This window comes from Solidesulfovibrio fructosivorans JJ] (assembly GCF_000179555.1).
Classification (GTDB): Bacteria; Desulfobacterota; Desulfovibrionia; order Desulfovibrionales; family Desulfovibrionaceae; genus Solidesulfovibrio; species Solidesulfovibrio fructosivorans.
In genome coordinates this window covers 1-23,432 of the sequence record NZ_AECZ01000015.1, presented here as the reverse complement: position 1 = coordinate 23,432, position 23,432 = coordinate 1, and the positions used below count along the sequence as shown (strand labels likewise).

The window sequence follows — 23,432 nt, the reverse complement described above, 5'->3', positions numbered from 1 at the left end:
AGAGTATCCCATGCGCATTCTCGTCCTCGGCGCCACCGGCATGCTCGGCCATGCGCTCACCTTCGCACTGTCGCGTCGTCCCGGGCTCGACGTGACCGGAGCGGCCCGGAATCCCGAGCGCTTGCGAGGCCAGGCTCCGGAAGCCTTCCTGGCCCGCCTGCGCGGTGGACTTGAAGCCCGCGATATCGAAACCGTGGCCGCAACCATGGACGCGGTCCGGGCCGATGTCGTCATCAATGCCGTGGGCCTCATCCGCCAGCTCCCCGAGGGCCGCCAGCCCCTGCCCTGCATCGAGGTCAATGCCCGCCTGCCCCACCAACTCCTCGAACTGTGCCGCGCCCGGGGCGCGCGCCTCATCCACATCAGCACCGACTGCGTTTTCGATGGGCACAAGGGGAGCCCTTACGTCGAGGAGGACCCACCCACGGCACGGGACGTCTACGGCCTTAGCAAATACCTGGGCGAGGTGCGCGAAGCCCCGGGGCTGACGCTGCGCACGTCCATCATCGGCCACGAACTGCGCAACCGCCAAAGCCTGCTGGAGTGGTTCCTGGGCTGCCGCGAGGCGGTCTCGGGCTACGCCAACGTCCTCTATTCCGGGTTACCGACCAGCGAATTGGCCCGGGTTGTGGCCGAGTACGTCCTGCCCCGGCCGCAGTTGACTGGGCTTTTTCAGGTGGCATCCACTCCGATTTCCAAGTACGAGTTGCTGCGCCTCGTGGCAGCGACCTACGGAAAGGATGTCGACATCCGCCGCGACGAGCGGATGGTCGAGGACAAGACGCTGTCGGGTGCGAAATTTTATCAAGCCACGGGCTACTCGGCGCCGTCCTGGCCCGAACTGGTGTCGGCCATGCACCGAGACCGCCAGGCATTTCTCTCGGGAGATAACAACAATGCATAACGTTTTCGAAAACAAATCACTCTTGATCACCGGTGGCACGGGTTCCCTCGGCAAAGTCCTGGTGCGTCACTTGCTCGAAGGCCGCAGCGGCTGCCCGAGAAAGATCCGCATCCTGTCCCGCGACGAAGCCAAGCAGCATTACATGCGAGTGGAGTACCAGGACCTGCAAAACCCAACCGATGAGATCATCTACGACAACTTCAAGAAGTTGCTAGAATTTCGCATCGGCGACGTGCGCGATTACGGCTCGGTGGTCTCCTGTCTGCGCGACGTGGACATCGTGATCAATGCCGCCGCCCTCAAGCAGGTGCCCACCTGCGAATACTTCCCCACCGAAGCCACCCTCACCAATATCATGGGTGCTCACAACGTGGCCCGGGCCATCCGCGAGCACGACTTCCCGGTGACCACCGTCGTCGGCGTCACCACGGACAAGGCCTGCAAGCCCATAAACGCCATGGGTATGACCAAGGCCTTGCAGGAGCGGGTGTTCATCGCCGCCAACCTGGACAGTCCCAAGACCCGATACATCTGCGTGCGCTACGGCAACGTTCTCGCCTCGCGCGGCTCAGTAATCCCGCTTTTCCACCACCAAATCCGTAGCGGCGGCGCGGTGACCATCACCACCGAGGATATGACCCGCTTCCTGCTCCCCCTGGAGCATGCGGTCTTCACCATCGCCACGGCCGTGGCTCAGGCCCAGCCCGGCGAGACATTTATCCCCAAGATACCCGCCGCCACCGTGGTCAACATCGCCAAAGCCCTAATCGGGGACCGGGACACGCCCATCAAGGTCATCGGCATACGGCCTGGGGAAAAAATCCACGAGATGATGATCTCCGAGGAAGAGGGCCTTCGCTCCTACGACCGGGGCGACTTCTACGCCATTAAGCCCATGCTGCCCGAACTCGTGGTGCCCGAGGACGCTGCGCCGCGTGGCCGCGCTTACTTGTCCAACGACGACCTCATGGATTTGGCTGCTACCCGTGCTCTACTGGAAAAACACGGCCTTCTCGTCGAGCAAGTGGAATCCTTTGGGGCCGACGGTGAGCTTTTGCGATGAAGGTCATGACCGTACTCGGGACGCGGCCGGAGATCATCCGGCTGTCCCAGGTAATTCCCCTGCTCGACGCGTTGTGCGATCACATCCTGGTCTTCACCGGCCAAAACTTCGATCCCAACCTGTGCGACATCTTCTTTGACCAGCTCGGTGTGCGCGCGCCGGACCATCGCTTCGAGTGTCAGGGCTCATCGGCCATGGCGCAGGTCGGCGTCATCCTGGCCGAGGTCGACGCCCTGCTCGAACGCCACAAGCCTGAGCGCTTTCTGGTACTCGGCGACACCAACAGCGCACTGTCCACCATCGCGGCCAAGCGCCGGGGCATTCCGGTCTTCCACATGGAAGCCGGCAACCGCTGTTTCGACCCCCGAGTGCCCGAGGAAGTCAACCGTCGCATCATTGACCATTCTAGCGACGTGCTCATGCCCTACACGGTCAACAGCCGCGACCACCTGCTGCGCGAGGGATTCGCCGCCAACCGGGTCTACGTCACCGGCAACCCTATCCATGAGGTGCTCACGCACTACGCCCCACAGATCGAGTCGAGCGACGTGTTGACGCGACTTGGGGCTACGCCGGGTGGCTATTTCTTGGTGACCCTGCACCGAGCAGAAAACGTGGATCTGCCCGACCGGCTGGACAGCTTTCTTGAGGGCCTGATCGCCATCCACAGCCAGTACAGCCTGCCCGTACTCCTAAGCCTGCACCCGCGCACCCGCAGCCGCCTTCAGGCTTCTGGCCGCGCCTTGGATAAGGGCGTCGTTGCCTTAGAGCCGCCGGGATTTTTTGACTTCGTGCACCTGGAGAAGAATGCTCGGGCCGTGCTCTCCGACAGTGGCACCGTGCAAGAAGAAGGCTGCATTTTCGGCATCCCCACCGTGACCCTGCGCGACGTCACCGAACGCCCGGAAACCATGGAGGCCGGCAGCAACATCCTCACTGGCTGTGAACCCGAGGATCTGCTACGCGCCCTGCGCTTAGTACTCGAACACGACGGTCCCTGGGTCACGCCTGCGGAATACCTTGCTCCGGCAGTCAGCCGCACGGTGGCCAAGCTGCTCTTTTCCCACTGGAGTTGATTTCATGCCCGCATTTGCGCCCAAGGTCTCCATCGTCATACCGGTCTACAACGGTTCCGAGTACTTGCACTACGCCATAGACTCGGCACTGGCCCAGACCTATCCGAATATTGAAGTCATCGTAGTCAACGACGGCTCCAGCGACGGCGGGGCGACCGAGGCCATCGCGCTCTCCTACGGGGCCCGTATCCGCTATCTCTCCAAGATCAATGGCGGCGTGGCCACGGCGCTCAACGCCGGCATCGCAGCAATGACCGGCGAATACTTTTCGTGGCTTAGCCACGACGACACCTATCCCTGTGACAAGATCGAAAAGCAGGTAGCCTTTTTGGACGCCCGCGAAGACCGCGAAGTGGTTGTCTACGGGGACTATACCCTCATGGACGCCAAAGGCAGCCTCTTTCATACTGTCCGCCTGCCGCACAGGCCGTCGGCGGCCATGCCCTATTACCTCTACATTGAGCAAAATTTGCATGGTTGCACCCTGCTCGTGCCCAAAAGCGCCTTTTCAAAGGTGGGGACCTTCCCCCTGCACCTGCGCACCACCCAGGATTACGACCTCTGGGTGCGCATGGCCATGCTCGTACCCTTCGTGCACCTGGCCGAAGTCCTGGCTCACGCCCGGCAACACGTCGGCCAGGGAAGTCGCACTCTCTCCTGCCATAAGGACGAGGTGCGCTGCTTTTTTAACAACAACTACCGCTTGCTAACACAAGACTGGATGCGCACGACCTTTGGCTCTGGGGGGTTGAGGGTGGCCTATCTCGGACTTTTGTCGCCCCTGGCCCGCGTCGGCCTGTACGGCTATTTTTGGGATGCAGTACGTCAATCTATGGTCGCCACACAAGGCTTGCCCCTCTCCCGCAGGCTGCCTGCCGTAGGCCACACCTCCGTGAAGGGACTTGGTGCCCTTGTTCAGGCCATAGCAATATACTTGCTGCCGTCTTCGGCTTGGAGATTCAAGCAAAAAATTCGTCAAATTTTGACCTATGCCAAAACCCTAAGCAATCGTTACCCCTTGCAGGAGCATTTTTCCCGGATTTACCAGAAAAACATCTTCGGCGGGGAGGAGTCCCGGTCCGGGGAGGGCTCCAGTCTGATGCAGACCGCGAAATTACGCCAGGACCTGCCGAAACTTTTCTGGGAGTTTGGCATCAAGAGTCTGCTCGACGCGCCGTGCGGCGACTTCCACTGGTTGCAACACATCGACCTGGGCCAGATCCGCTACGTCGGCATCGATATCGTTCCCGAGCTGATCGAGGCGAACCGGACAGCCTACGGCGATTCCCTGCACGTCTTCGACCATCTGAACCTCGTCAGCGACCCGCTGCCCACGGTGGACCTGATCCTATGCCGCGACTGCCTCGTACACCTGACGAACGCCGACGTCAAAAAGGCCCTGGCTAACTTCAAGCGTAGCGGAGCAACCTATCTGCTGGCTACCACCTTCACTTCCCGGGCGTCCAATGAAGAGCTTTGTGGCTGTTGGCGTGTGCTGAACTTGGAAAAACCACCGTTCAGTCTACCAAAGCCGCTGCGGCTGATCATCGAAGAATGCACCGAGGGCGATGGGGCATACGCGGATAAATCTCTGGGACTGTGGAGGCTTGCTGACTTATGTTAGCGGATCCAAAATGCCCCATCGTAACCATCCTAACGCCGACCTACAACCGACGGGCGTTTCTTCCGGAAACGATTGAAAGCGTTCTTGGACAGGATTATCCGAACATCGAGTACCTAATCCTTGACGACGGTTCATCAGACGACACAGCCGAACTGGTTGAACAGTATGGGAATTCTGTTCGCTATCTCCGTCACGACAACATGGGGGAGACGAAAACCGTTAACAAGGGATTTGCCCTGGCTTCTGGAGATATCGTTTGCGTCGTTAATTCCGACGATCCCTTATACAGTGACCAAGCCGTGAGCCTTGCGGTCGCCAGTCTTGTGGCCAATCCTGAAGCCAGCATGACCTATCCAGACTGGGTTTCCATCGACGCCCAAAGCCGGGTTTTAAGGCGTATGAGGCTGCCTGACTATACACTGCAAAACATGCTGGAAGATGCCAACGTTACCATAGGGCCTGGCATGTTCATACGACGAACAGCAATCAAAAAAATTGGACTTCGGGATACAACCATTAAGTATACCGGCGACCTCGATTACTCCTTTCGCTTAGCGGCCTCTGGGAAGATCATACATATTCCGAAATTTCTCGCCACCCATCGCGAGCATGGCGCATCCGCATCCAATACCTGCCAGGGTGCGGATATGGCCCGGGAAATCGCACGTCTGGGCTATGTTTACACCGATCAGCCCGGCACGCCGGAGGTCGTCAGGAAAAGACGCCACCGCATTTTGGGGAAGTGGCATTTTATCGCCCTGGACTACACGGGCAACGACAGGCAGGCTTTTCGCGAGCATATCAAGCAGTCTTTTTCTTACAGTCCGATGCTGTTTTGCTGGTTCTATCTCTTACGGCTGCTGTCGCGCGTCAAAAAATGCATATTCTCCAGGTAAGCTACACAGATGCGCTAGGACGGAGCTTCAATGGTTTCGACCTCGCCCGGGCCTTTGCCGCCCAAGGCCACACGACCTCCCAGGCCGTGTGGATAAAAACCGATGTCTCGGACACCTCCTGGCCACTTTCCAACTTCGCGGCGCGTCTTTTCTTTAAGTTCAGCTACTTCATCGAGCGCTGCTGCTCCCTGGAGTCCGTGTTGCACGCCACCCCCCTCCGGCTTGTGGCGTCAACACAGTATCGGCTGGCGGATATCGTACATTACCAACTGATCCATATCCCTTATTTCAACATCCTCTTCCTTCCCCTGCTGACGCACCTTAAGCCAACGGTTTGGAGTTTCCACGACATGTGGCCGTTGACCGGGCGTTGCGTGCATCCCTTCGCTTGCACCGGATGGCTGGAAGGCTGTCCGCGATGCCCGGACCTGACTACCCCTTTTGTCATGGCCGGGCAGGGTGCGGCCCGCATGTACCGGATCAAGCAGCGCGTCTACGAACGTTCGGACTTCGACATCATCGTCTTATCTACTTGGCTTCGCGATCGGGTGTCCCGATCACCCCTGACACGCAGCCACAGGACGCATCTCGTGCCTCCGGGGCTTGACACCGCTATGTTTAGCCCGGGGAATAGGATGCTGTCTCGGCAACGACTTGGAATTCCACAGGACAGGACCGTAATCGCTTTCCGAGAAGCCATCTCAGTGTTTAAGGGTCTGCCTTCCATTCTGGAGGCTCTGTCCAGTCTTGGCGACCGCAACGATATACACATCCTGACCTGCGGCGAAACTGGCTGCGTCGATACGCTTCTGGGACGGTTTCCCGTTACGGAACTGGGAGATATCACCACGCCCGAGCGCATGGTCGATTTCTACCGCGCCTCGGACATTTTCCTGATGCCCTCCACGGCCGAAACTTTTGGCATGATGGCCGCCGAGGCGGCCTCGTGCGGCGTGCCCTGCGTCGTGTTCGACGGTACGCCCTTGCCGGAGACGTGTTTTGCCGATGAAGGCGGCGGCATCGCCGTGGCCCAGGGTGACAGCGCGGCCCTGGCGGCGGCGGTGCGGACCCTGGCCGACGATCCCGCGTTGCGTCGCCGGGTGGGCGGGCGCGCCCACGAACTTGCTGTTTCCCGATACGATTTTGACCGCCACGCCGAAGCGGTTATGCTGGTTTATGAAAGTGTTTTGGGCAGACGACGCAAAGGCAAAAAAAATTTCTTGCACACTTGACTGTCGTATCACGCCCGACAATATGGCCTTAGGAACATATTTATTGGCACTATCCAAATTGTATCTATGGAAGGGAATTTCCCCGCAGACTTCCCGTATGAAGTCTGCGGGGCAACCCATGACGGAAAGAGTCTTTGGTCCAGGCCTCAATCATGACCGGTTGTCTACGCCTGCTAGTCCTGTTAACATTTTATCGGTAAGCAGACCATCATGAAAAGTGTTGTCCATTTTGTCCGAAAATCCACCCAACTACGGGCATCGTTCATCCGTAACCAGATCCAATACCATGTTCGCTATGCCCCTGCCGTAGTATACAAACAGTTCTCTCGGCAAAACGACGGCGGTTACGCCGCCCTCGACACGGCTGAGGGCCTCCCTGTATTGGACTTGAGCCAGGGTGCCACCTTGGTCGAAAAGGCGCTTTTCAAGTTAGCCTATTGCCTATCCGGTCGGGATACGAGTCGTATTGTCCGCTTTCTCGGCGAGCAGAACGCCACCGTCTTACACTTCCATTATGGCTCGGATGCCGGCATGTACGCCTCAGTCATGCGCGGGGCTGACCTCCCCTCAGTTGTCTCCTTTTACGGCTACGACTGCTCCTCTTTTCCGCGCATGTATTGCGGCTATGGCGGGCGGTTCCTCAGACAAAACGTCTTTGGCCCGGCGACCCGTATTCTGGCCATGAGTCAGCAGATGCAGGATGATCTGGTGTCTCTAGGGTGCCCAAGAGAAAAGATTGTGGTTCATTATTTCGGTACGGATATCGGGCGATTCGCCTTTCCGGCCAGGGAATACCCCGAACCGACCGGCCCCGTGCGCCTGCTCATCCTAGCCTCCTTCGTGCCTCAGAAGGGACACCTCATACTGCTTCGCGCCTTGCGGAAACTTCTTTCTCAGGGCGTGACCGACTTTACCCTGCGCCTCGTGGGCGATGGTCCCCTCCACGCAAAACTCGTCCGATACGTGGACGAGGCCGGACTAGCCAAGCACACGGACTTCACAGGGGCGATACTATACGGTTCACCGGAAATGGCGTCGGCCTACCAAGAAGCGGACATTTTCGTCCACCCCAGTGTCACCAGCCGGGCCAACGAAAAGGAAGGTATTCCTGGAGCTATCGTAGAGGCCATGGCCTCGGGTTTGCCAGTGCTTTCTACCTTCCACTCCGGCATCCCCTCCATAATTCACAACGAGGTAAGTGGCCTGCTTGTGCCCGAATACGATGTGACGGCTCTGGCCGAGGCGCTTTCCCGAATGATCGCCGATAGGAACCTGCGCGAGCGACTGGGGCGTCGGGGCCGCGAGCATGCCGAGCAATGCTTAAACATCCGGCATCAAGAGAAGGCGTTGGAGGCAATTTACGATCAGTTGATTGATGAGGGGAAAAGGCCGATACGTGACAATTGAGGGGAAATGTATCTTGGTGCTTGGAGGCACGGGGTTTCTCGGTTCTAGCCTACTTGAACCGCTGCTCTGCCGAGGCTGTCAGGTGCGTGTCTATTCCAGAGGAGGTCAGCCTGAACACCCCGTGCTCGGAGTGGAGTACCTCACCGGCGACATCAGCGATCGGAATCGTTTGCGCCAAGCCTTGGCTGGAGCAAAGTTGGTGGCCCACTTCGCCGACGCCACCTTACCACAGACCGCCGAGGACGATCCTCTGGCCACTCTTTCCGCCAACCTCGACGCAGCCTTCAACATCCTGACATTGTGCGCGGCTGGCGGTGTAGAAAGGCTTCTTTACTGCTCCTCGGGCGGGACGGTCTATGGTATCCCTCAGACCCTGCCCATTCTCGAGAACGCCGTACCCGCGCCCATTTCCTCCTACGGCTTAACCAAGTATGTCATCGAAAACGCCATCCGCTACTTCGGTTTTAAACACGGTCTCGATTATGTAATCTGTAGACCTTCTAATATTTATGGACCGGGCCAATCCCCGTTTCGCCAGCAGGGAATAATTGCTGTGGCGATGCTCAAGACTCTCCGCCAAGAGGCAATCACCGTTTTTGGCGACGGTTCGGTGATCCGCGACTACCTCTATATCGATGATTTAACGGATTTTTTCCTACGCTGCCTGGGGGGGGGGCCGGGGAATGTCACAGTCAATGTTGGATCAGGGAGAGGGTATGCAGTAAACGAAGTACTTGAGTTAATTCGCAAGGTGTCTGGTCAGCCTCTGGCGGTGGAGTGTCTGGCGGTCCGGTCGTTTGATGTCCCGGCCAACTACTTGGATATCGACCTCGCAAACAGACTTTATGGTTGGAAGCCGCGGGTGGGGTTGGAAGAGGGCCTGCGTCTCACTTTTGCGGCCTTCAAAAAAAGATTTGCCTGAGATTTCTCGCGAGAACACCTAACGTGGTGGGATGAACCCGTTCACTGACAGTGGCAGTATCATAGAAAGGTGATCAAATCCTTGAAGAAGGAAACCGGGCTCGGATGTCCCCAGGGAGGGGGAAGTACCTCAAGGAGGGCAAGTTACCTTCCGAGAGGAAAGGCATCCGGGACTGGCGCACTCGGCCCCTGACCAGCCAGGGTTACTACCGTCGCCCGGCCGGCTACGTCAGCGCCGAGCGCGATGCCATCGGGAAGCCAAGGCGTTGACCAGAACCCGCGAAAATGCCAGCCAGGGGCGTTTCAGGGTGAGGTTGCAAAATAGGAAGAAAACGTCCTGGCGGGGCGAATAGGGCCGGAATAGGCGTGGTTGAAAAAAAGAGCAGGCGAAGCGCAGGGACATTCCAGCTTGTCATCGGAATCTACTCGGAATATGTACTCGGAAAAATTTTTGACCGTGGAGTTGACCCGATTTCGTGGACAGATAATCCTTTGGAAGGAGAGGTCCACGATGTCGATACGTCCCCCGTATCCCCCGGAATTCCGTAGCCGGATGATCGATCTGGTTCGCTCGGGGCGCAGCCCTGAGGATCTGGCCAAGGAATTCGAGCCCTCCGGTCAGACGATCCGCAACTGGGTGCAGCAAGCAGATCGCGACGATGGTCTCCGCCATGATGAACTGAACTCCCAGGAATGGGACGAGCTTCGAAGATTGCGCCGCGAAAACAAGCAGCTGCGCGAAGAGCGTGAGATTTTGTCAAAAGCCGCGGCCTGGTTCGCCAAGGAGGCCGACTCGACTACGCGGAAGCGTTCAGGTTCGTGATGGCAAATCAGGACACGTATAGCGTTTCCACGTTGTGCCGCGTTTTGGGTGTCTCCCCCAGCGGCTGCTATGCGTGGAGCTCACCGTGTTGATCCGCAAGATTCATTGTTCATCCCGGCGCACATACGGCGCGCCACGAGTCCATGCCGAGCTGTCGGACCAAGGCTTTGCAGTGAGTCAGAAACGCGTGGCCTGCCTCATGCGTTCGCAAGGACTTCAAGGAGCGAGTCGGCGGCGTTGGATTCGTACGACTGTGCGTCAGGAAAAAGCTCGCCCAGCTCCGGACTTGGTAAAACGGGAATTTGCCGCACCGGCTCCGAACCGACTTTGGGTGGCTGACATCACCTATGTCCCGACGTGGGAAGGTTTCCTTTTCCTAGCGGTGGTTCTGAATGTTTTCAGCCGCAGAGTTGTTGGCTTGGCCATGGCCAGCCATATATGAGAACGGACTTGGTGCTTGCGGCTCTCACCATGCCGGTGAAACAACGTAATCCTTTCGGGAGCCGTTGCCGTACATTGAACATACGTCAATCTATGGGAACTGTCGGAGATTGCTTTGACAATGCCATGTGTGAAAGTTTCTTTGCATCGCTTGAGTGCGAACTGCTCTGGTAAAACTCGTTTCGCTCAAGACAGGAAGCCAGACTGGCCGTGTTTGATTTCATCAAAGGCTGGTACAACACCCATCGACGACATTCTGCTCTCGACTACATGTCGCCTTTGGCTTACGAAATGATGCATGCTCTCGCTTTCTGAGAGTTCAACTCGAAATGTCTCCACAAAATCGGGTGAACTCCAGATTTGATATTGAGCAACAGGCTGCGAAGCCTGCCGGTCAATAGCTGGACTTCCAGTCCGCTGATTTAAACCCACCAGCTTTAGCTGGTGGTTGTTTAGTGGATAAAAATGATGACGAAACAAGACGGCTATACCTTGGTTATTGAAGCGAATCGCTTGGACGCGCAGTATTGGAAAGACCTGTGGCAATACAGAGAGCTGCTTTGGATGCTGTGTCGGCGGGACCTTTCTGTACGCTACAAGCAGACAGCTATGGGTTTACTCTGGGCCATTTTTCGACCACTACTCAGCATTGGCGCGTTCACCGTCTTGCTGGGCAATGTGGCGAAACTGCCCAGTGAACCTGAGGTTCCCTATTCCGTTCTGATTTTTTCAGGCACTCTGGTCTGGAACTTTTTTTCCCAATGTTTGACCAGCGTCAGCAGCAGCTTACTGACTAACGGTAATCTAATAGGCAAGGTGTATATACCACGTCTAATTATCCCATTAAGCACCATTGCGGTCGCTCTGGTGGACTTTCTGGTGTTACTGCTGATTTTTTTGTGTGTTCTGGCTTGGTTTGGAATTGTGCCGCCCGCACAGTGTCCGGCCGCGTTGGGCTTCATTTTGTTGGCGGGACTTCTGGCCCTTGGGCCGGGTATTATACTAGCTGCGTTGACCTTGCATTACCGCGATGTGGCGCATGCTGCCTCGGTCGCCATTGGTTTTGGCATATACCTTTCCCCTGTGATGTACTCCAGCTCTCTGGTGCCGGAAAAATGGCGCATGCTCTATGATTTCAACCCAATTGTCGGGGTAGTAGACGGCTTTCGTTGGGCCATGCTCAGCACCCCGGCTTTTCCTACTCAAGCGGTGCTTTTTAGCTGCCTTTGGACGGTCGCAATGTTGTGGGTGGGCGTGCTGGTATTCCGGCGCATGGAACGTACTTTTGTGGATGTTATGTAGGAGCGTGCCGTGAAGCCAATTATTTCAGTAGAAAACCTGGGAAAACGCTTCCGCATTATGAAGGGTGCCAGGAGCAGCAGGCTAAACCCCGAGCCACCCAGCCTGTTTCGGCGCGGACCCAAGATGAATTGGGAAGATTTTTGGGCCTTAAACGATGTGTCTTTTGATGTCATACCGGGGGAGCGCTTGGGCATTATCGGCCGAAACGGTGCCGGTAAATCAACGCTGCTCAAACTTCTCTCACGTATCTCCGTGCCCACCACAGGGAGGATCACCCTCCGCGGCCGTGTGGCCAGTCTATTGGAAGTGGGCACAGGCTTTCACCCGGAACTGACCGGGCGTGAAAATATCTTTCTCAACGGTGGCGTCCTGGGTATGAGCAGAAAGGAGATTGTGCGCAAATTTGATGAAATCGTCGATTTTTCTGGGGTGGAAGAATTTCTGGATGTACCGGTTAAACGCTATTCATCTGGCATGTACGTTCGCCTGGGTTTTGCTGTGGCTGCCCATCTCGAACCGGATATTTTGATTGTGGACGAGGTTCTGGCAGTTGGCGATATGGATTTTCAAAAAAAATGCCTTGGCAAGATGGAAGAAGTAAGTACAGAACAGGGCCGTAGCGTGCTGTTTGTGAGCCATAATATGAATATGATGACAACCCTGTGCCAGCGTGGGCTGCTGATGGATTCTGGGAAGTGTGTGTTCAATGGCAATATGAGCGAGGCTGTGCTGCGCTACCGAGGGGGCTTTGGCGATCAGAGTCGTGCGGACTTTACGGATGCGGACGGCTTGGGAGATGCGACCGCAAAACCTCTTTCCATTCGATTGTCGACTAAAAATGGGGCTTCAGCCATATCCTTTGACAGAGAAGAGTCAATTCATTTGCACATGGAATATGAGGTCATGCAGTTCGTGGATGGGCCTATTGTTCCGCGCATTGACCTTATAACCTCCAGTGGTGAAACGGTTTTCATTTCATCTATGCCGGGCCTCACTCGCAGTGAGCAAGGCCGTTTCGTAGCAGAGTGCATCATTCCTGGGAAATTATTGAACGTCGGCCAATTTTCCGTTGATTTTCTTCTACAGTCTTTTGGAGGCACAGGCCGAATCGTGCACTTTGTTGTTGTGGCTCCTCTTGCGTTTGTGGTTACCGAGCGAATTTTTGAAAGCAATGACCGATACGGCTTCGGCGGCGCGCTGTCTGGCTGCGTCAGGCCGGATTGTCGATGGTCGCAAACACGAATATAACGTAACTTTTCAACATGTCTTTAGTCAGACATATCAAGAACCCGCGTCAGGCTAGGGGGCTGCAGGATAGTTCTGAGAAGAATTATTACTCTCAGTAATAAGAAAAGTACGCGTTTACGGGGTAGGTCAGATCCAGAATAGGTCCGACGCGGCCCCCTGAAATGACCGCGAGATGGCCTCGACGAGGACGGGGGATCAAAAGTCCTGGGTGATGCGGCGTGAGTCCCTGTGCATGCCGGCCATCTCCTCGACCATGACTGAGAACCTGGGGCCGAAGCCGGTGCGGAGCTCGTCGGGGACGCATGCCTTGTTTATCGTGCCGCAACTGGGACAGCGCTCGCGCAGCAGGTGGAAGTGGGTGACCGCTATCTGGACCTCGGGCAGCTCTATGACTTGGTGGGCGTAGTACGGCTCCAGGCTTGGAAAGTGAGCGTTGCCAGATCGGCATGGCCTTGGGCGGTCTCGGCTTGAACGGACTGTCGGACGAAGGCGGGCGGTTGGGGTTGGAGGAGTTGGCCTTGAGTTTGCGTTTCCAACTGCTGGTTCCGAGCCACAAGCTCGGTATTGCGCGTTCCAAGCTGTTTGATCCGGACTTCCTGTTGGTCGAGTCGCTCCCTGAGGACCTATATGCATGAAGCAGGGCCAGGGCGGCCGGGACCTCTTCGCTGAGGGGGATCTCCCCCGGATGGGAGGAAGCCATGACGACGATAACAGCATATTCGGCGGATATCGTCCGGCGTCAGCTCAATTTTCTGGTTAGGCCGTTCAGACCCTGTGAATGGATATAAAGAAAAGGTAGAAAATGTACACGGAAATATCTTGTTGTCGCCTTTGCGGCTCGACAGGCCTGAAAGGCATACTGAACCTTGGCGAACTTGCACTTACAGGTGTTTTCCCAAAAAATACAACGGACTACGTTCCCACGGGGCCGCTTGCGCTTTGTCTGTGCGACTCATGTCAGTTAGTTCAATTACAACATTCGTATGATATGGGCCAATTGTATGGCGATCACTACGGATACAGATCTGGCCTGAACCAGTCGATGGTTACGCATTTGCGTGAGAAGGTGGCTTCTTTATCTTGCTTTGTGTCACTACGTGATGATGATATCGTTGTTGATATCGGCAGTAACGATGGAACAACGTTGGGCTTTTATCCCGAGCATGTTCAGCGGGTTGGTTTTGACCCTTCGGCTTTGAAGTTTCAGAAATATTACAAGCCTAATATTGAACTGATCCTTGACTTTTTCTCTGCGGATCAGTTTAAAAAACATTTTGGCAAGAAAAAAGCCCGAATTATCACCTCTATTGCCATGTTTTACGATCTAGAAGATCCGCAAGAATTTATGCACCAAGTGGCTTCGCTGCTGGCACCGGATGGTATTTGGCATTTTGAGCAAAGTTACATGCCAGCTATGCTCAAGGCCAATGCGTACGACACGGTATGCCATGAGCATTTGGAATATTACGCCTTGGAGCAGATTAAATTCATGACAGACAAAGCGGGGTTGAAGATCCTTGATGTCACGTTTAATGATGTCAATGGAGGCAGCTTTGCTGTGACCGCAGCCTTGGCGGGGTCCCCACAACCCGAGGCCTCAGAGCTGGTACAGATCATTCTTAACCAGGAAGAAGCGCTCGGTTTGCACACACTCACCCCGTATATCACTTTTTCGGAAAACACACGTCGCCACAAAGACAATTTGATCCGGCGACTACAGGTGTTGCGCTCAGAGGGAAAGGTTGTTTTTGGGTATGGAGCGTCCACCAAAGGGAATGTGATACTCCAGTACTGCGGGCTGACTGAAAAAGATATCCCCTGCATTGCGGAGGTGAACGAAAACAAATTCGGGTGTTATACACCGGGTAGTCATATTCCTATTGTTTCCGAGGCCGAAGCCAAAGCAAGCAACCCTGATGTGTTTCTTGTGCTACCGTGGCACTTTAAGGACAACCTAATAGCGCGGGAAAAGGATTTCCTGCATCAAGGTGGAAAAATGTTTTTCCCTTTGCCTGAGTTTTCTTTGATCGGGTGAGTTGCTGATTTTCTATGAAGATGATGCTGAAAGGTCTTTTATGGGACGAATAAAGGCACTCGATGCTGTCTCTCCATTAGCCTACCGTCCGGATATTGATGGACTTCGCGCATTCGCGGTGCTGGCGGTTGTCGGTTATCATGCATTTCCCACTCTTTTCCCGGGTGGCTTTATTGGCGTGGATGTTTTTTTTGTTATTTCTGGATACTTGATAAGCGGCATTATTCTAAATAGTCTAGAGGCCGAGAAGTTCAGCTTTTGGGATTTTTATTGTCGCCGTATCCTCCGTATTTTCCCCGCGCTTCTCGCTGTGCTGACAACGGTTTTGATTTTGGGCTGGGCGTTTCTTCTACCTGATGAATATAGCGCTCTTGGCAAACATGTTTTCGGTGGATCCTCCTTTCTTTCCAATTTTTTCCTCTGGCACGAGAGTGGGTATTTTGACGTGGCTGCCAAGTCAAAACCCCTGCTACATCTTTGGAGCCTCGGCATAGAGGAACAGTTTTATATTGTCTTTCCTCTGCTGCTTTTTCTCTGTGTAAAAGGTAAGTTACGGGTGGGCTTCGTCATCGCGGCGTTATGTTTATTATCTTTTGCGGATAATATATATTTACATCGTACGGATACTATAGCGGATTTTTACTCACCGTTAGCTCGAGTATGGGAGCTTTTTTCTGGTGCACTGTTGAGGATTTTTGTCCGAGAGGGGGGGGGGCATGGGGTACCGTTTCAAAGTATGCTCAACGCTTGGTGCAGGAAAGCATTGCCCGGAAAAATACAATGTGGGGTCACTAATTGGCTGCCAAGTGCGCTGAGCGCTTCGCTCGGCGCGATTTGTTTAGGAGGAATGACGCTTTTTTATAGCAAGGGCAACCAAGCATGGCCAAGTTGGAAAGCTCTTTTGCCAACGGTCGGCACGATTTTGTTGATTAAGGCGGGCCGACAGCAGTGGATCAACAACGCCTTGCTGTCCAACCGTTTTGTTGTTGGCATCGGGTTAGTTTCGTATCCATTTTACTTGTGGCATTGGCCACTTATTTCGCTTGCTTTTGTTATCAACGGTAAGCTTGAGTCCGATATGTGGCTGTTGCGTCTGGGGTTAGTGTGTGTTTCTCTTTGCTTAGCCGTCCTGACATACTGGTTGATTGAAAAGCCAATTCGTTTTGGTAATTCAGCACGAAAAGCGAAAGTGTGGTGCTTGATTACCTTGATGGTATGTGCCGGTGGTGTCGGTCTGTTTATATGGCATTACTCAGGCCTGCCGGAGAGGGCACACATGAAAGCATTCGCTGCGGCCATTGAAACCATGAATGGCACTGCTTCTGCTGTGCATGATGATAAGGCATTGCGATATGCGCCAGATATACCACATGATAGATACTCTTATTATGGTTACACAGATGTCGGGGGAAAAACGACAATAGCAGTGATTGGCGACAGTCATGCTCCTGTAGCGTACCGAGGAATGGCCAAGGTAAATGCAGGATTAGGGTTCAACACCTTTTTAGTCGCGAGCACTATATGGGTAGACAGACAAAAACCGACGATCATAACGCCACTTTTGGGCCTCTGGAAATATGCTTTAAAGTCAACACAACGCGACACAGAGCAGCGTACGCGGAAGATGCTTGAGAGTATTGTTGCAAAGAAAGATATTGTTGCAGTGTTTATTTTTACTCGTGGCCCCATATACTTTACAGGGTTTGAGCCGTCTGCCCCTACGTATATTCATCCTATTATTATACCTGCCAAGGGTTTTGCCGAAGCCCTACAAGACACCGTGAATTTTTTCAAAAAAGAAGGAAAACTGGTTTATATTGTGTCCGAGAATCCAGAATTGCCAGTTAATTTACGCCAATGTATATCCAGGCCTTTCAGTAAGGCCAGAACTGTGCCACGCCTCACAAAAGAGGAAGTTGTCACCAGGCAAAGAAAATACCTGGCTATTCTTGACAGCATAAAAGGGGCAACGGTTATCAATTCTCTTGATTTTTTTTGTCCACAAGGCGAATGTCTCTCTTTTACTCCTGATGGATTGCCATTGTACAGGGATAGCGACCACCTTTCTCTTGTTGGCAGCCATTTGCAGGCTGAGAAGCTTCTTATGCCCTACCTGCTACAACTAAAAGACAGAGGATACATTGAAGATGTTTCGGGCAGCAAAGAATGAAGATATTTTTAGCTATATTATCCTTTTATTGGGCGAAAAGCTGCTGAGACTAACATGAAAAAACGTAAATTACTTGTTGTAAGTCACATGGCGACTTTTTTTGCTGATCAGTTGCCGTACATTCAGCTTTGCATCAAAAGTGGGGGCTGGACGCCTGTTGTGCAGTTTGCTGTCCCGGAACAGTATGTTCTGCCGCAAATAGCTATCTGCCATGATTTGGGGATTGATGTTTACGACACTTACGGGGCGCGTATCCTGCCGATTCCCGTGAGGCAGGAAAATGTATCCTCTCAGTCAAGCGCTGCTAAATGTTTCAGGACTCTGGCTTGCAGCGTACAAAATAAGATGCGGCAGTTGTATGCCCGCATATGCTCTTTTCTCCCAAGTTCTGGCAGAGTGGCCAACCCGCTTCCTAAGTGGCGAGCATTGCGCCTTAGAAAATGCGTGACAAAATGCTTTTTAGCCATGCTTGAGCCTGATGTGGTGCTGCTAGGGGGAGATATAGTCGGGCACGACACAAGCGCCGTAATCGATGAGTGCAAGAAAGCAGGAGTCCCCGTCATGGTGCTGACCCATTGTTTGTGTAAAGGGCAGGAGCCGGCACGGGTCCTGCGGCATATTCCCGCGCACAGTTTGGACTATTTCGCCAATCGTTGCTTGGTATGGTTGTTCCCAGAATGGAAGTATACGATTGATGGAGTGCCTTTGACAAGGCTACCCGCAAGTGAAGCTCTGCTCATGAAATGGCTGCGTCTGGCGCCGCCCAAGCCATGGGTGCTCAACAGCGGCTTTGCCGATGCTGTGCTTATGGAAGGCGAGGCGATGAGAGATTATTATGTTCATGCCGGGCTTGAACCTTCAGCATTGCAGCTAGTCGGCTCTCCCACGCATGATATACTGCATGACAGGATTAAGCGTAGGCCTCAGCTTTTACAGGAACTGCTCCACAAGTATGCCCTACCAGAAGAAAAGCCTTTGCTTGTGACCGCGTTACCACCCGACACTCATTACATGCTGCCGCCTAACGCCTGCGTTGCGCATGAAACCTATGCTGAACTTATTTCCGCCTGGTTTCAGGTTATGAAGCGGCTTACAGGATGGAATGTTCTTGTTTGCGTGCACCCTAGTGTGTCGCCGGATGTATATAAACAGTATGAAAATGAATCCCTCAAGATTTTTAAAGGGAACACGTTTGAAGTCGTCCCCCTTTGTTCACTCTATGTCGCTTCGATTTCGTCCACGATTCGCTGGGCCATAATGAGCGGAATTCCGGTTCTCAACTACGACGTCTACGGGCTTGACTATGACGATTACATTGGGCTTGATGGGGTGATCACCGTGCAGTCCAGGAACGCATTTGAAGATAGCTTAGCCCGTCTGACAAATGATTCAGCATATAGATGCAACATTGCTGAAGCCCAACGTAAAGAGGCCCCCCGTTGGGCGACCCTTGATGGTTTGGCGCACAAACGTGTGTTGCAATTGTTTGACGCCTTGTGCAAGGAGAATTAATATGTTCAAAGCATTGATTATCGGTGCTTCTGGACAGGATGGTACGCTTCTTTCAAGATATCTACAGAAAAATAATGTTGAGGTGATAGGTAGTTACCGTCAAACCAAAAGTGGATCACAGACTGGAGCGGCATTACTCGATATTACGGATCGATTTTCGATTGATCACTTTTTCTCCCATCATCATATTGATTATATTTACTATCTCGCTGCGCACCACCATTCTTCTCAGTCAACAACGGTACAGAGAGGATCAGAGTTTGCAGCATGTTTAGAAACACATGTAGTAGGGCTGATGCATGTTCTTGAAGCGGTGCTGCAATATTGCTCACAAGCCCGTCTGTTCTATGCGGCTTCGTCACTGGTGTTCGGAGAGACGCAGGAGGGCGTGGCCAACGAACAATCTCTGCGTGTTCCTGCATGTGCCTACGGTATCACTAAAAATATGGGAATTGACGTAGTCGCCTGGTATAGAGAACGGCATGGTTTATTTGCGTGTTCGGGTATTTTATTCAATCATGAATCTCACTTGCGCTCGCCAGATTTTGTCTCCAAAAAAGTCGTACGAACCGCTGTTGCCATAAAACAGGGTAGAGCAAAAGAGCTGGTGGTTGGCAGTCTAGCTGCGGCGACAGATTGGGGTTTCGCACCTGATTATGTGCGGGCTTTTGAAAAGATGCTGCAAAGCACTGCTCCAAAAGATTACGTCATCGCAACGGGTGAACTTCATACGGTACAGGACTGGATTGAGAATTCCTTCTCGCTCCTCGGCCTTAACTGGCGTGATCACGTGTGGGAGGACGCCACACTGATGCGCCGGAAGAAAGTGCCTTTGCGGGGAGATATTTCTGCAATACGAAACGAACTGGGCTGGATGCCGTCAACCACGTTCGAGCAAATGGTCATGGAGATGATGCAAAAGGAAATGAAATATGCAGGAAGCTCACTCGATTTTTAAGCGGCTGTATAGCGAAGAACCTTATGTCGATCGTTTTCTTTCTGATTCTGCAGGGGCAGTTGATGTTATTATACCCATAGTACATTCAAACGAACTCTGGCGCAAAAACCTTATTTCCATCTATCGAGAGATCCCAGTAAACCGCCTTTTGCTTGGTGACGGAGGTTGTATCGACAACTCTTTGGATGTGGCAGCAAAGTTCCCGAGAGTCAGCATCTTTGACCACAAGGAATACAAAACGTTAGGGTACTCGATCCGCAAATTGGTAGAGCAGGTGGAAACAGACTGGTTTCTCTATCTTCATTCCGATGTGTATATCCCTGCGGGATGGTTTGACGGCATGAGCGCCCACTGTGGCCAATACGATTGGTTTGAGTGTGAGCAGCAGATGGTCTACCTCGTCGAGTATCCCAACAAGTTCGCAGGAAATCCCAGAGGCTTCGGGTTTGGCGGCACACAAATGGGGCGCAAGAAAGCCTTTGATGCAATGCTGCATGAGATTGATGACGACTTTCTGTACAGAAATGAAGATATCATCATCCGGACACTTTTACAAAAAAAGGGGTTTGCCTGGGGATTTGTCGATAACTTGTTCCATTATCACCAAAATGTATACAAAAACAGCCCAAGAGCTCGCAAAATAACGAACTTCTCATATGATGTAGAGGTCTCTCCAGAAGAAGATGTGCGAACTAACATAATGCAAATCAAAGGGTATATCAAGTATTTGGCCCCTACAGAGTTGCTCGCCAGAGATGTGCGTGATTTTTACCTGCCAAAGCTTCTCTATAAAGAAGGAATGGACTACAGCGCATTTTTGCAGTGGGTGAAAGAGATAAATCCGGCATGGCTGCCTCATCTCCCTTCTGAACACGTTGTTGAAAGCCTCCGCCCAGGAAAAATTAGCCTTCGCAAAATCGCCAGGGAGATCTTACGCTCTTTGCAAGTGTTAATAGACCGGGCGCTGTTTAGTCTTAGTCGTGGTTAAAAACGTTTTTTGATGATGTGGGAGAAGAATTGTTATGCCTGAATTTGATTATATTTCGTATAAAACACGCCTGCATACCGCGTTGGAAAATGCACATGCACTTTTTTTTGACACGAACACTGGATATTTAAGGGACGAGTTCGCCTGCAAGTTACAGGCATGTCCAGCTTGTAATGGAAGAGGCCTATGCCTTTTTATGAAAAAAGATGGGTTTCTGTTCGATCAATGCAGTACTTGCGGCATGGTTTTCCTTAACCCTCGTTTGACTGATGCCGCGACATACGCTTTTTATGAGTCTGAATGGATAAACATATACAATGAGACGAAATTTCACGGTTCTTCTGGTGCTATAGAACGCGACAGGCTGGAAAACAGGTATCTTCTCGGTATACTGGGAGATAGGAATTCCTTGGTAGGAAAGCAATTTTTGGAAGTAGGACCCGGTGGCGAAGGAACTCTTTTGCATGAAGCATCTCTTCTTGGGTGTTCAGTCACAGGGCTTGAACTCAGCTCTGATAACTTTGCCAGCTTGACCAAGCGCTTTGGCAATTCGGCAACGCTACTCAATACGACCTTGGAAAAAGCTGGGCTAAGTGATTGTTTCTACGATTATGTCGTTATGCGTGACGTTCTGGAGCATATTCCCAATCCAGTGGATTTTCTACGCGAGCTTGCTCGAATTTTGAAGCCGGGCGGAAGTCTACTGATCCAGGTCCCTAATATTGAGGGGTTAATTTATAAATTCTCAGGTTCACGACATACGGTTGTTTTTGGATTTGAGCACCCGAACTATTGGTCGCCCAGGTCTCTCGATGTAGCATTACAGCGAGCGGGGTTTAGCGTGCAACTGGTCGAACATGAGTCCATAGATTTTACCTTGCGCGACATTTGTGAATACCTTTGGGGGGAATCGAGCTTTACCACTGTCTTTCCAAGGGACCGTTCCTTCTTTACGCGGCTTGCGTACCGAATTGGGGCAAGACTCAATGCAAATAGGTATATAGCAAAAATAGGAAATTCATTGTTTCCCTTAATTGCCGACAAGATGCTCAAAAAAGGGAGCGTCATAAAAGTGTTAAGCCGCAAAGAGGGTTAGCTTCCATATTTCCAGGGGCATAAAGAAATTGGTCCTGTGGGAGCGAAGCTACAATTTAAGGACTGAGCTGGTCCGAGTTGGTTGGACAGTTTGGCGGCGCAGTTAAGCTATAGTCCGGTTAGTGCTCATGCCGCCTTTGAAGCCGAGTGGCCATCCCGATATACGTCCATGGGACGGCGACCGTCAAAAGCCGTATGCGGTCGCTGCTCGTTGTAGAAACGAAACCAGTTTCCGAGCGCCTGGCTGCCGGTTTCGAACTCTCGCAGGTAGACGCACTCCCATTTCACCGAGCGCCACAGCCGCTCGATAAAGACATTGTCCATCCACCGGCCTTTGCCATTCATGGAGATGGCGACACCGGCATCCTTGAGCGCCTGGGTGAATCCAGGCTGGTGAACTGCGAGCCCTGGTCCGTGTTGAAGATTTTCGGCACCCCGTAACGATTAATGGCCTCTTCCAAGGCGGCGACGCAAAAATCAGCGTCCAAGGTGTTGGACAGTCGCCAGGACAACAGTAAGCGTCCAAATAGGTCCTTCTTACGTCGCTTGAATTTTCTGCCATGGTTTATCCCACAGGAGGACGACCATGGCAGCACCAGCAACAGAAGTGCGTTCCTTGAAGGCGGCGTATTGGTCGGAGCATGTTGCAGCTTGTCAGCGTAGCGGTCTGAGCCAGGGGGTATACTGTCGGCAGCATGGCCTTTCCCAGAGTTCCCTGAGCTATTGGCGCAAGCGTTTAGGCTCAACGGATAACAGGGATGCCGCGTCTTTCGTCACCATCGTCCCCGTGCCGCTGTCCGCGTCGACTCAACCAGACATTGCCACCGCACCGGAACCGATGCTGGTGCATGTGACCAACGCCTTTCGCATCGAGATACGCGGCGATTTCGCCGCACCGGTGCTTGAGAAACTTGTTCGCACGCTGGCGCGGCTGTGATGTTGCCGGCAAATGGCGTCCGGGTCTACTTGGCCCTGGGAGCCACGGACATGCGCAAATCCATCGACGGCCTGTCCATCCTGGTCTCGCGGCAGATGCAACTCGATCCGTTCGCTGGCCATCTGTTTGGATTTTGCAACCGCAGCAGGACCATCATCAAGCTGCTCTACTGGGATCGTAATGGCTTTTGCCTATGGCACAAACGTTTGGAGTGCCATGTGTTTTGCTGGCCGACCCGAGAGGCCGAGGTGCTGGCCATCGACTCAAGACAGCTTGCCTGGCTGCTCGACGGCCTGGATCCCCTGACTGTGAAGGGGCACACCAACCTGGAATATTCAACGGTTTTCTGACCAGTATTTATTTGATTAAATTGGATAATATTGGTATATTGTTCGGGCTGTGGACATCAATTCCTCCCCGACGACCCCGCCGTCCTCAAAAGCGTCATCGCCGATCATCAGGCGCAGATTGCCCAGTTGGAGCAGCGCCTTCGTCTCCTGAACCTGATCATCTACGGCCCGAAGTCCGAGAAAAAGCCCCGCACCGGCCAGGAACAGCAACTTTCCCTGTTCGATGAGGCCGAGCAGGCTGCGGAGGAGCACAAGCCGCAGACCTTCGAGGAGGTTTGCGCCCCGATTCGTACCCGTGGCAAACGCGGCCGTCGCCCTATTCCCGCCGATCTGCCCCGGGTGGAGATCGTCCACGACCTGCCGGAATCGGAGAAGGTTTGCCCTTGCGGCGCGGTCCTGGTCCGCATCGGCGAGGAAGTCAGCGAGAAGCTCGACATCGTGCCGGCCAAA

At 53.4% G+C, this 23,432-nt stretch carries 20 protein-coding genes and 2 pseudogenes; 21 read left to right on the top strand and 1 reads right to left on the bottom strand.

Going from position 1 to position 23,432, the window contains the following annotated elements:
- Positions 1-10: 10 nt before the first annotated feature.
- From DESFRDRAFT_RS11740 to DESFRDRAFT_RS21340, 18 genes and pseudogenes are all read left to right on the top strand, one after another.
- Complete coding sequence (locus tag DESFRDRAFT_RS11740; protein ID WP_005994156.1) at positions 11-904, top strand: dTDP-4-dehydrorhamnose reductase family protein; 894 nt, start codon at positions 11-13, stop codon at positions 902-904.
- A complete protein-coding gene (locus tag DESFRDRAFT_RS11735) occupies positions 897-1,967 on the top strand; it encodes a polysaccharide biosynthesis protein (protein WP_005994154.1) in 1,071 nt (356 codons plus the stop codon). The genes DESFRDRAFT_RS11740 and DESFRDRAFT_RS11735 overlap by 8 nt, the downstream gene beginning before the upstream one ends.
- Positions 1,968-1,972: 5 nt before the next feature.
- On the top strand, positions 1,973-3,043 hold the full coding sequence (gene wecB / locus DESFRDRAFT_RS11730; protein ID WP_199533120.1) for a non-hydrolyzing UDP-N-acetylglucosamine 2-epimerase: 1,071 nt from the start codon (positions 1,973-1,975) through the stop codon (positions 3,041-3,043).
- A gap of 4 nt (positions 3,044-3,047) precedes the next feature.
- Complete coding sequence (locus DESFRDRAFT_RS20790; RefSeq protein WP_005994149.1) at positions 3,048-4,667, top strand: glycosyltransferase; 1,620 nt, start codon at positions 3,048-3,050, stop codon at positions 4,665-4,667.
- Positions 4,661-5,563 carry a glycosyltransferase gene (locus tag DESFRDRAFT_RS11715; RefSeq protein WP_005994147.1) on the top strand — a complete coding sequence of 301 codons (903 nt, stop codon included), beginning with the start codon at positions 4,661-4,663 and terminating at the stop codon, positions 5,561-5,563. Before DESFRDRAFT_RS20790 ends, DESFRDRAFT_RS11715 begins: the two co-directional genes overlap by 7 nt.
- Positions 5,545-6,795 (top strand): glycosyltransferase, encoded by a 1,251-nt coding sequence (locus DESFRDRAFT_RS21360; RefSeq protein ID WP_005994146.1) that lies wholly within the window; start codon positions 5,545-5,547, stop codon positions 6,793-6,795. Before DESFRDRAFT_RS11715 ends, DESFRDRAFT_RS21360 begins: the two co-directional genes overlap by 19 nt.
- Before the next feature lie 210 nt (positions 6,796-7,005).
- A complete protein-coding gene (locus DESFRDRAFT_RS11705) occupies positions 7,006-8,202 on the top strand; it encodes a glycosyltransferase (protein WP_005994144.1) in 1,197 nt (398 codons plus the stop codon).
- Positions 8,171-9,124: an NAD-dependent epimerase/dehydratase family protein gene (locus DESFRDRAFT_RS11700; protein ID WP_081458469.1), complete on the top strand. Its 954-nt coding sequence runs from the start codon at positions 8,171-8,173 to the stop codon at positions 9,122-9,124. The genes DESFRDRAFT_RS11705 and DESFRDRAFT_RS11700 overlap by 32 nt, the downstream gene beginning before the upstream one ends.
- Positions 9,125-9,634: 510 nt before the next feature.
- Positions 9,635-10,702: pseudogene (locus tag DESFRDRAFT_RS21355) on the top strand (IS3 family transposase).
- Positions 10,703-10,855: 153 nt separating this feature from the next.
- Positions 10,856-11,689, top strand: a complete 834-nt coding sequence (locus DESFRDRAFT_RS11690) for an ABC transporter permease (RefSeq protein ID WP_144005023.1) — start codon at positions 10,856-10,858, stop codon at positions 11,687-11,689.
- A gap of 9 nt (positions 11,690-11,698) precedes the next feature.
- The gene (locus DESFRDRAFT_RS11685) at positions 11,699-12,937 is read left to right on the top strand and encodes an ABC transporter ATP-binding protein (RefSeq protein WP_005994133.1); all 1,239 of its coding nucleotides are present in this window, start codon (positions 11,699-11,701) and stop codon (positions 12,935-12,937) included.
- A gap of 419 nt (positions 12,938-13,356) precedes the next feature.
- Entirely contained in the window at positions 13,357-13,572 is a 216-nt protein-coding gene (locus DESFRDRAFT_RS11675; protein WP_043794679.1) for a hypothetical protein, read from the top strand.
- A 167-nt stretch (positions 13,573-13,739) separates the two neighbouring features.
- Positions 13,740-14,972, top strand: a complete 1,233-nt coding sequence (locus tag DESFRDRAFT_RS11670; RefSeq protein ID WP_005994129.1) for a class I SAM-dependent methyltransferase — start codon at positions 13,740-13,742, stop codon at positions 14,970-14,972.
- Between the two features lies 1 nt (position 14,973).
- Positions 14,974-17,142, top strand: a complete 2,169-nt coding sequence (locus tag DESFRDRAFT_RS21350) for an acyltransferase family protein (protein ID WP_144005022.1) — start codon at positions 14,974-14,976, stop codon at positions 17,140-17,142.
- Positions 17,143-17,196: 54 nt separating this feature from the next.
- Positions 17,197-18,654 carry a hypothetical protein gene (locus tag DESFRDRAFT_RS22545; protein WP_005994125.1) on the top strand — a complete coding sequence of 486 codons (1,458 nt, stop codon included), beginning with the start codon at positions 17,197-17,199 and terminating at the stop codon, positions 18,652-18,654.
- A gap of 1 nt (position 18,655) precedes the next feature.
- Positions 18,656-19,612, top strand: a complete 957-nt coding sequence (locus DESFRDRAFT_RS21345; RefSeq protein WP_005994124.1) for a GDP-mannose 4,6-dehydratase — start codon at positions 18,656-18,658, stop codon at positions 19,610-19,612.
- A complete protein-coding gene (locus DESFRDRAFT_RS11655) occupies positions 19,587-20,600 on the top strand; it encodes a glycosyltransferase family 2 protein (protein ID WP_005994123.1) in 1,014 nt (337 codons plus the stop codon). The genes DESFRDRAFT_RS21345 and DESFRDRAFT_RS11655 overlap by 26 nt, the downstream gene beginning before the upstream one ends.
- Positions 20,601-20,634: 34 nt before the next feature.
- On the top strand, positions 20,635-21,696 hold the full coding sequence (locus DESFRDRAFT_RS21340; RefSeq protein ID WP_005994122.1) for a class I SAM-dependent methyltransferase: 1,062 nt from the start codon (positions 20,635-20,637) through the stop codon (positions 21,694-21,696).
- A gap of 125 nt (positions 21,697-21,821) precedes the next feature.
- Here DESFRDRAFT_RS21340 and DESFRDRAFT_RS22940 read toward each other — a convergent pair.
- A pseudogene (locus DESFRDRAFT_RS22940) lies at positions 21,822-22,228 on the bottom strand (transposase); the annotation flags it as partial.
- Between the two features lie 53 nt (positions 22,229-22,281).
- Between DESFRDRAFT_RS22940 and tnpA the strand changes: the two are divergent.
- The 3 genes from tnpA to DESFRDRAFT_RS21330 form a co-directional block, all read left to right on the top strand.
- Entirely contained in the window at positions 22,282-22,632 is a 351-nt protein-coding gene (tnpA, locus tag DESFRDRAFT_RS11645) for an IS66 family insertion sequence element accessory protein TnpA (RefSeq protein ID WP_005994120.1), read from the top strand.
- Positions 22,632-22,982 carry an IS66 family insertion sequence element accessory protein TnpB gene (gene tnpB / locus DESFRDRAFT_RS11640; RefSeq protein ID WP_005994118.1) on the top strand — a complete coding sequence of 117 codons (351 nt, stop codon included), beginning with the start codon at positions 22,632-22,634 and terminating at the stop codon, positions 22,980-22,982. Before tnpA ends, tnpB begins: the two co-directional genes overlap by 1 nt.
- A 30-nt stretch (positions 22,983-23,012) precedes the next feature.
- Positions 23,013-23,432: IS66 family transposase (locus DESFRDRAFT_RS21330; protein ID WP_005994117.1), on the top strand; the 420-nt coding region annotated here is incomplete at its 3' end.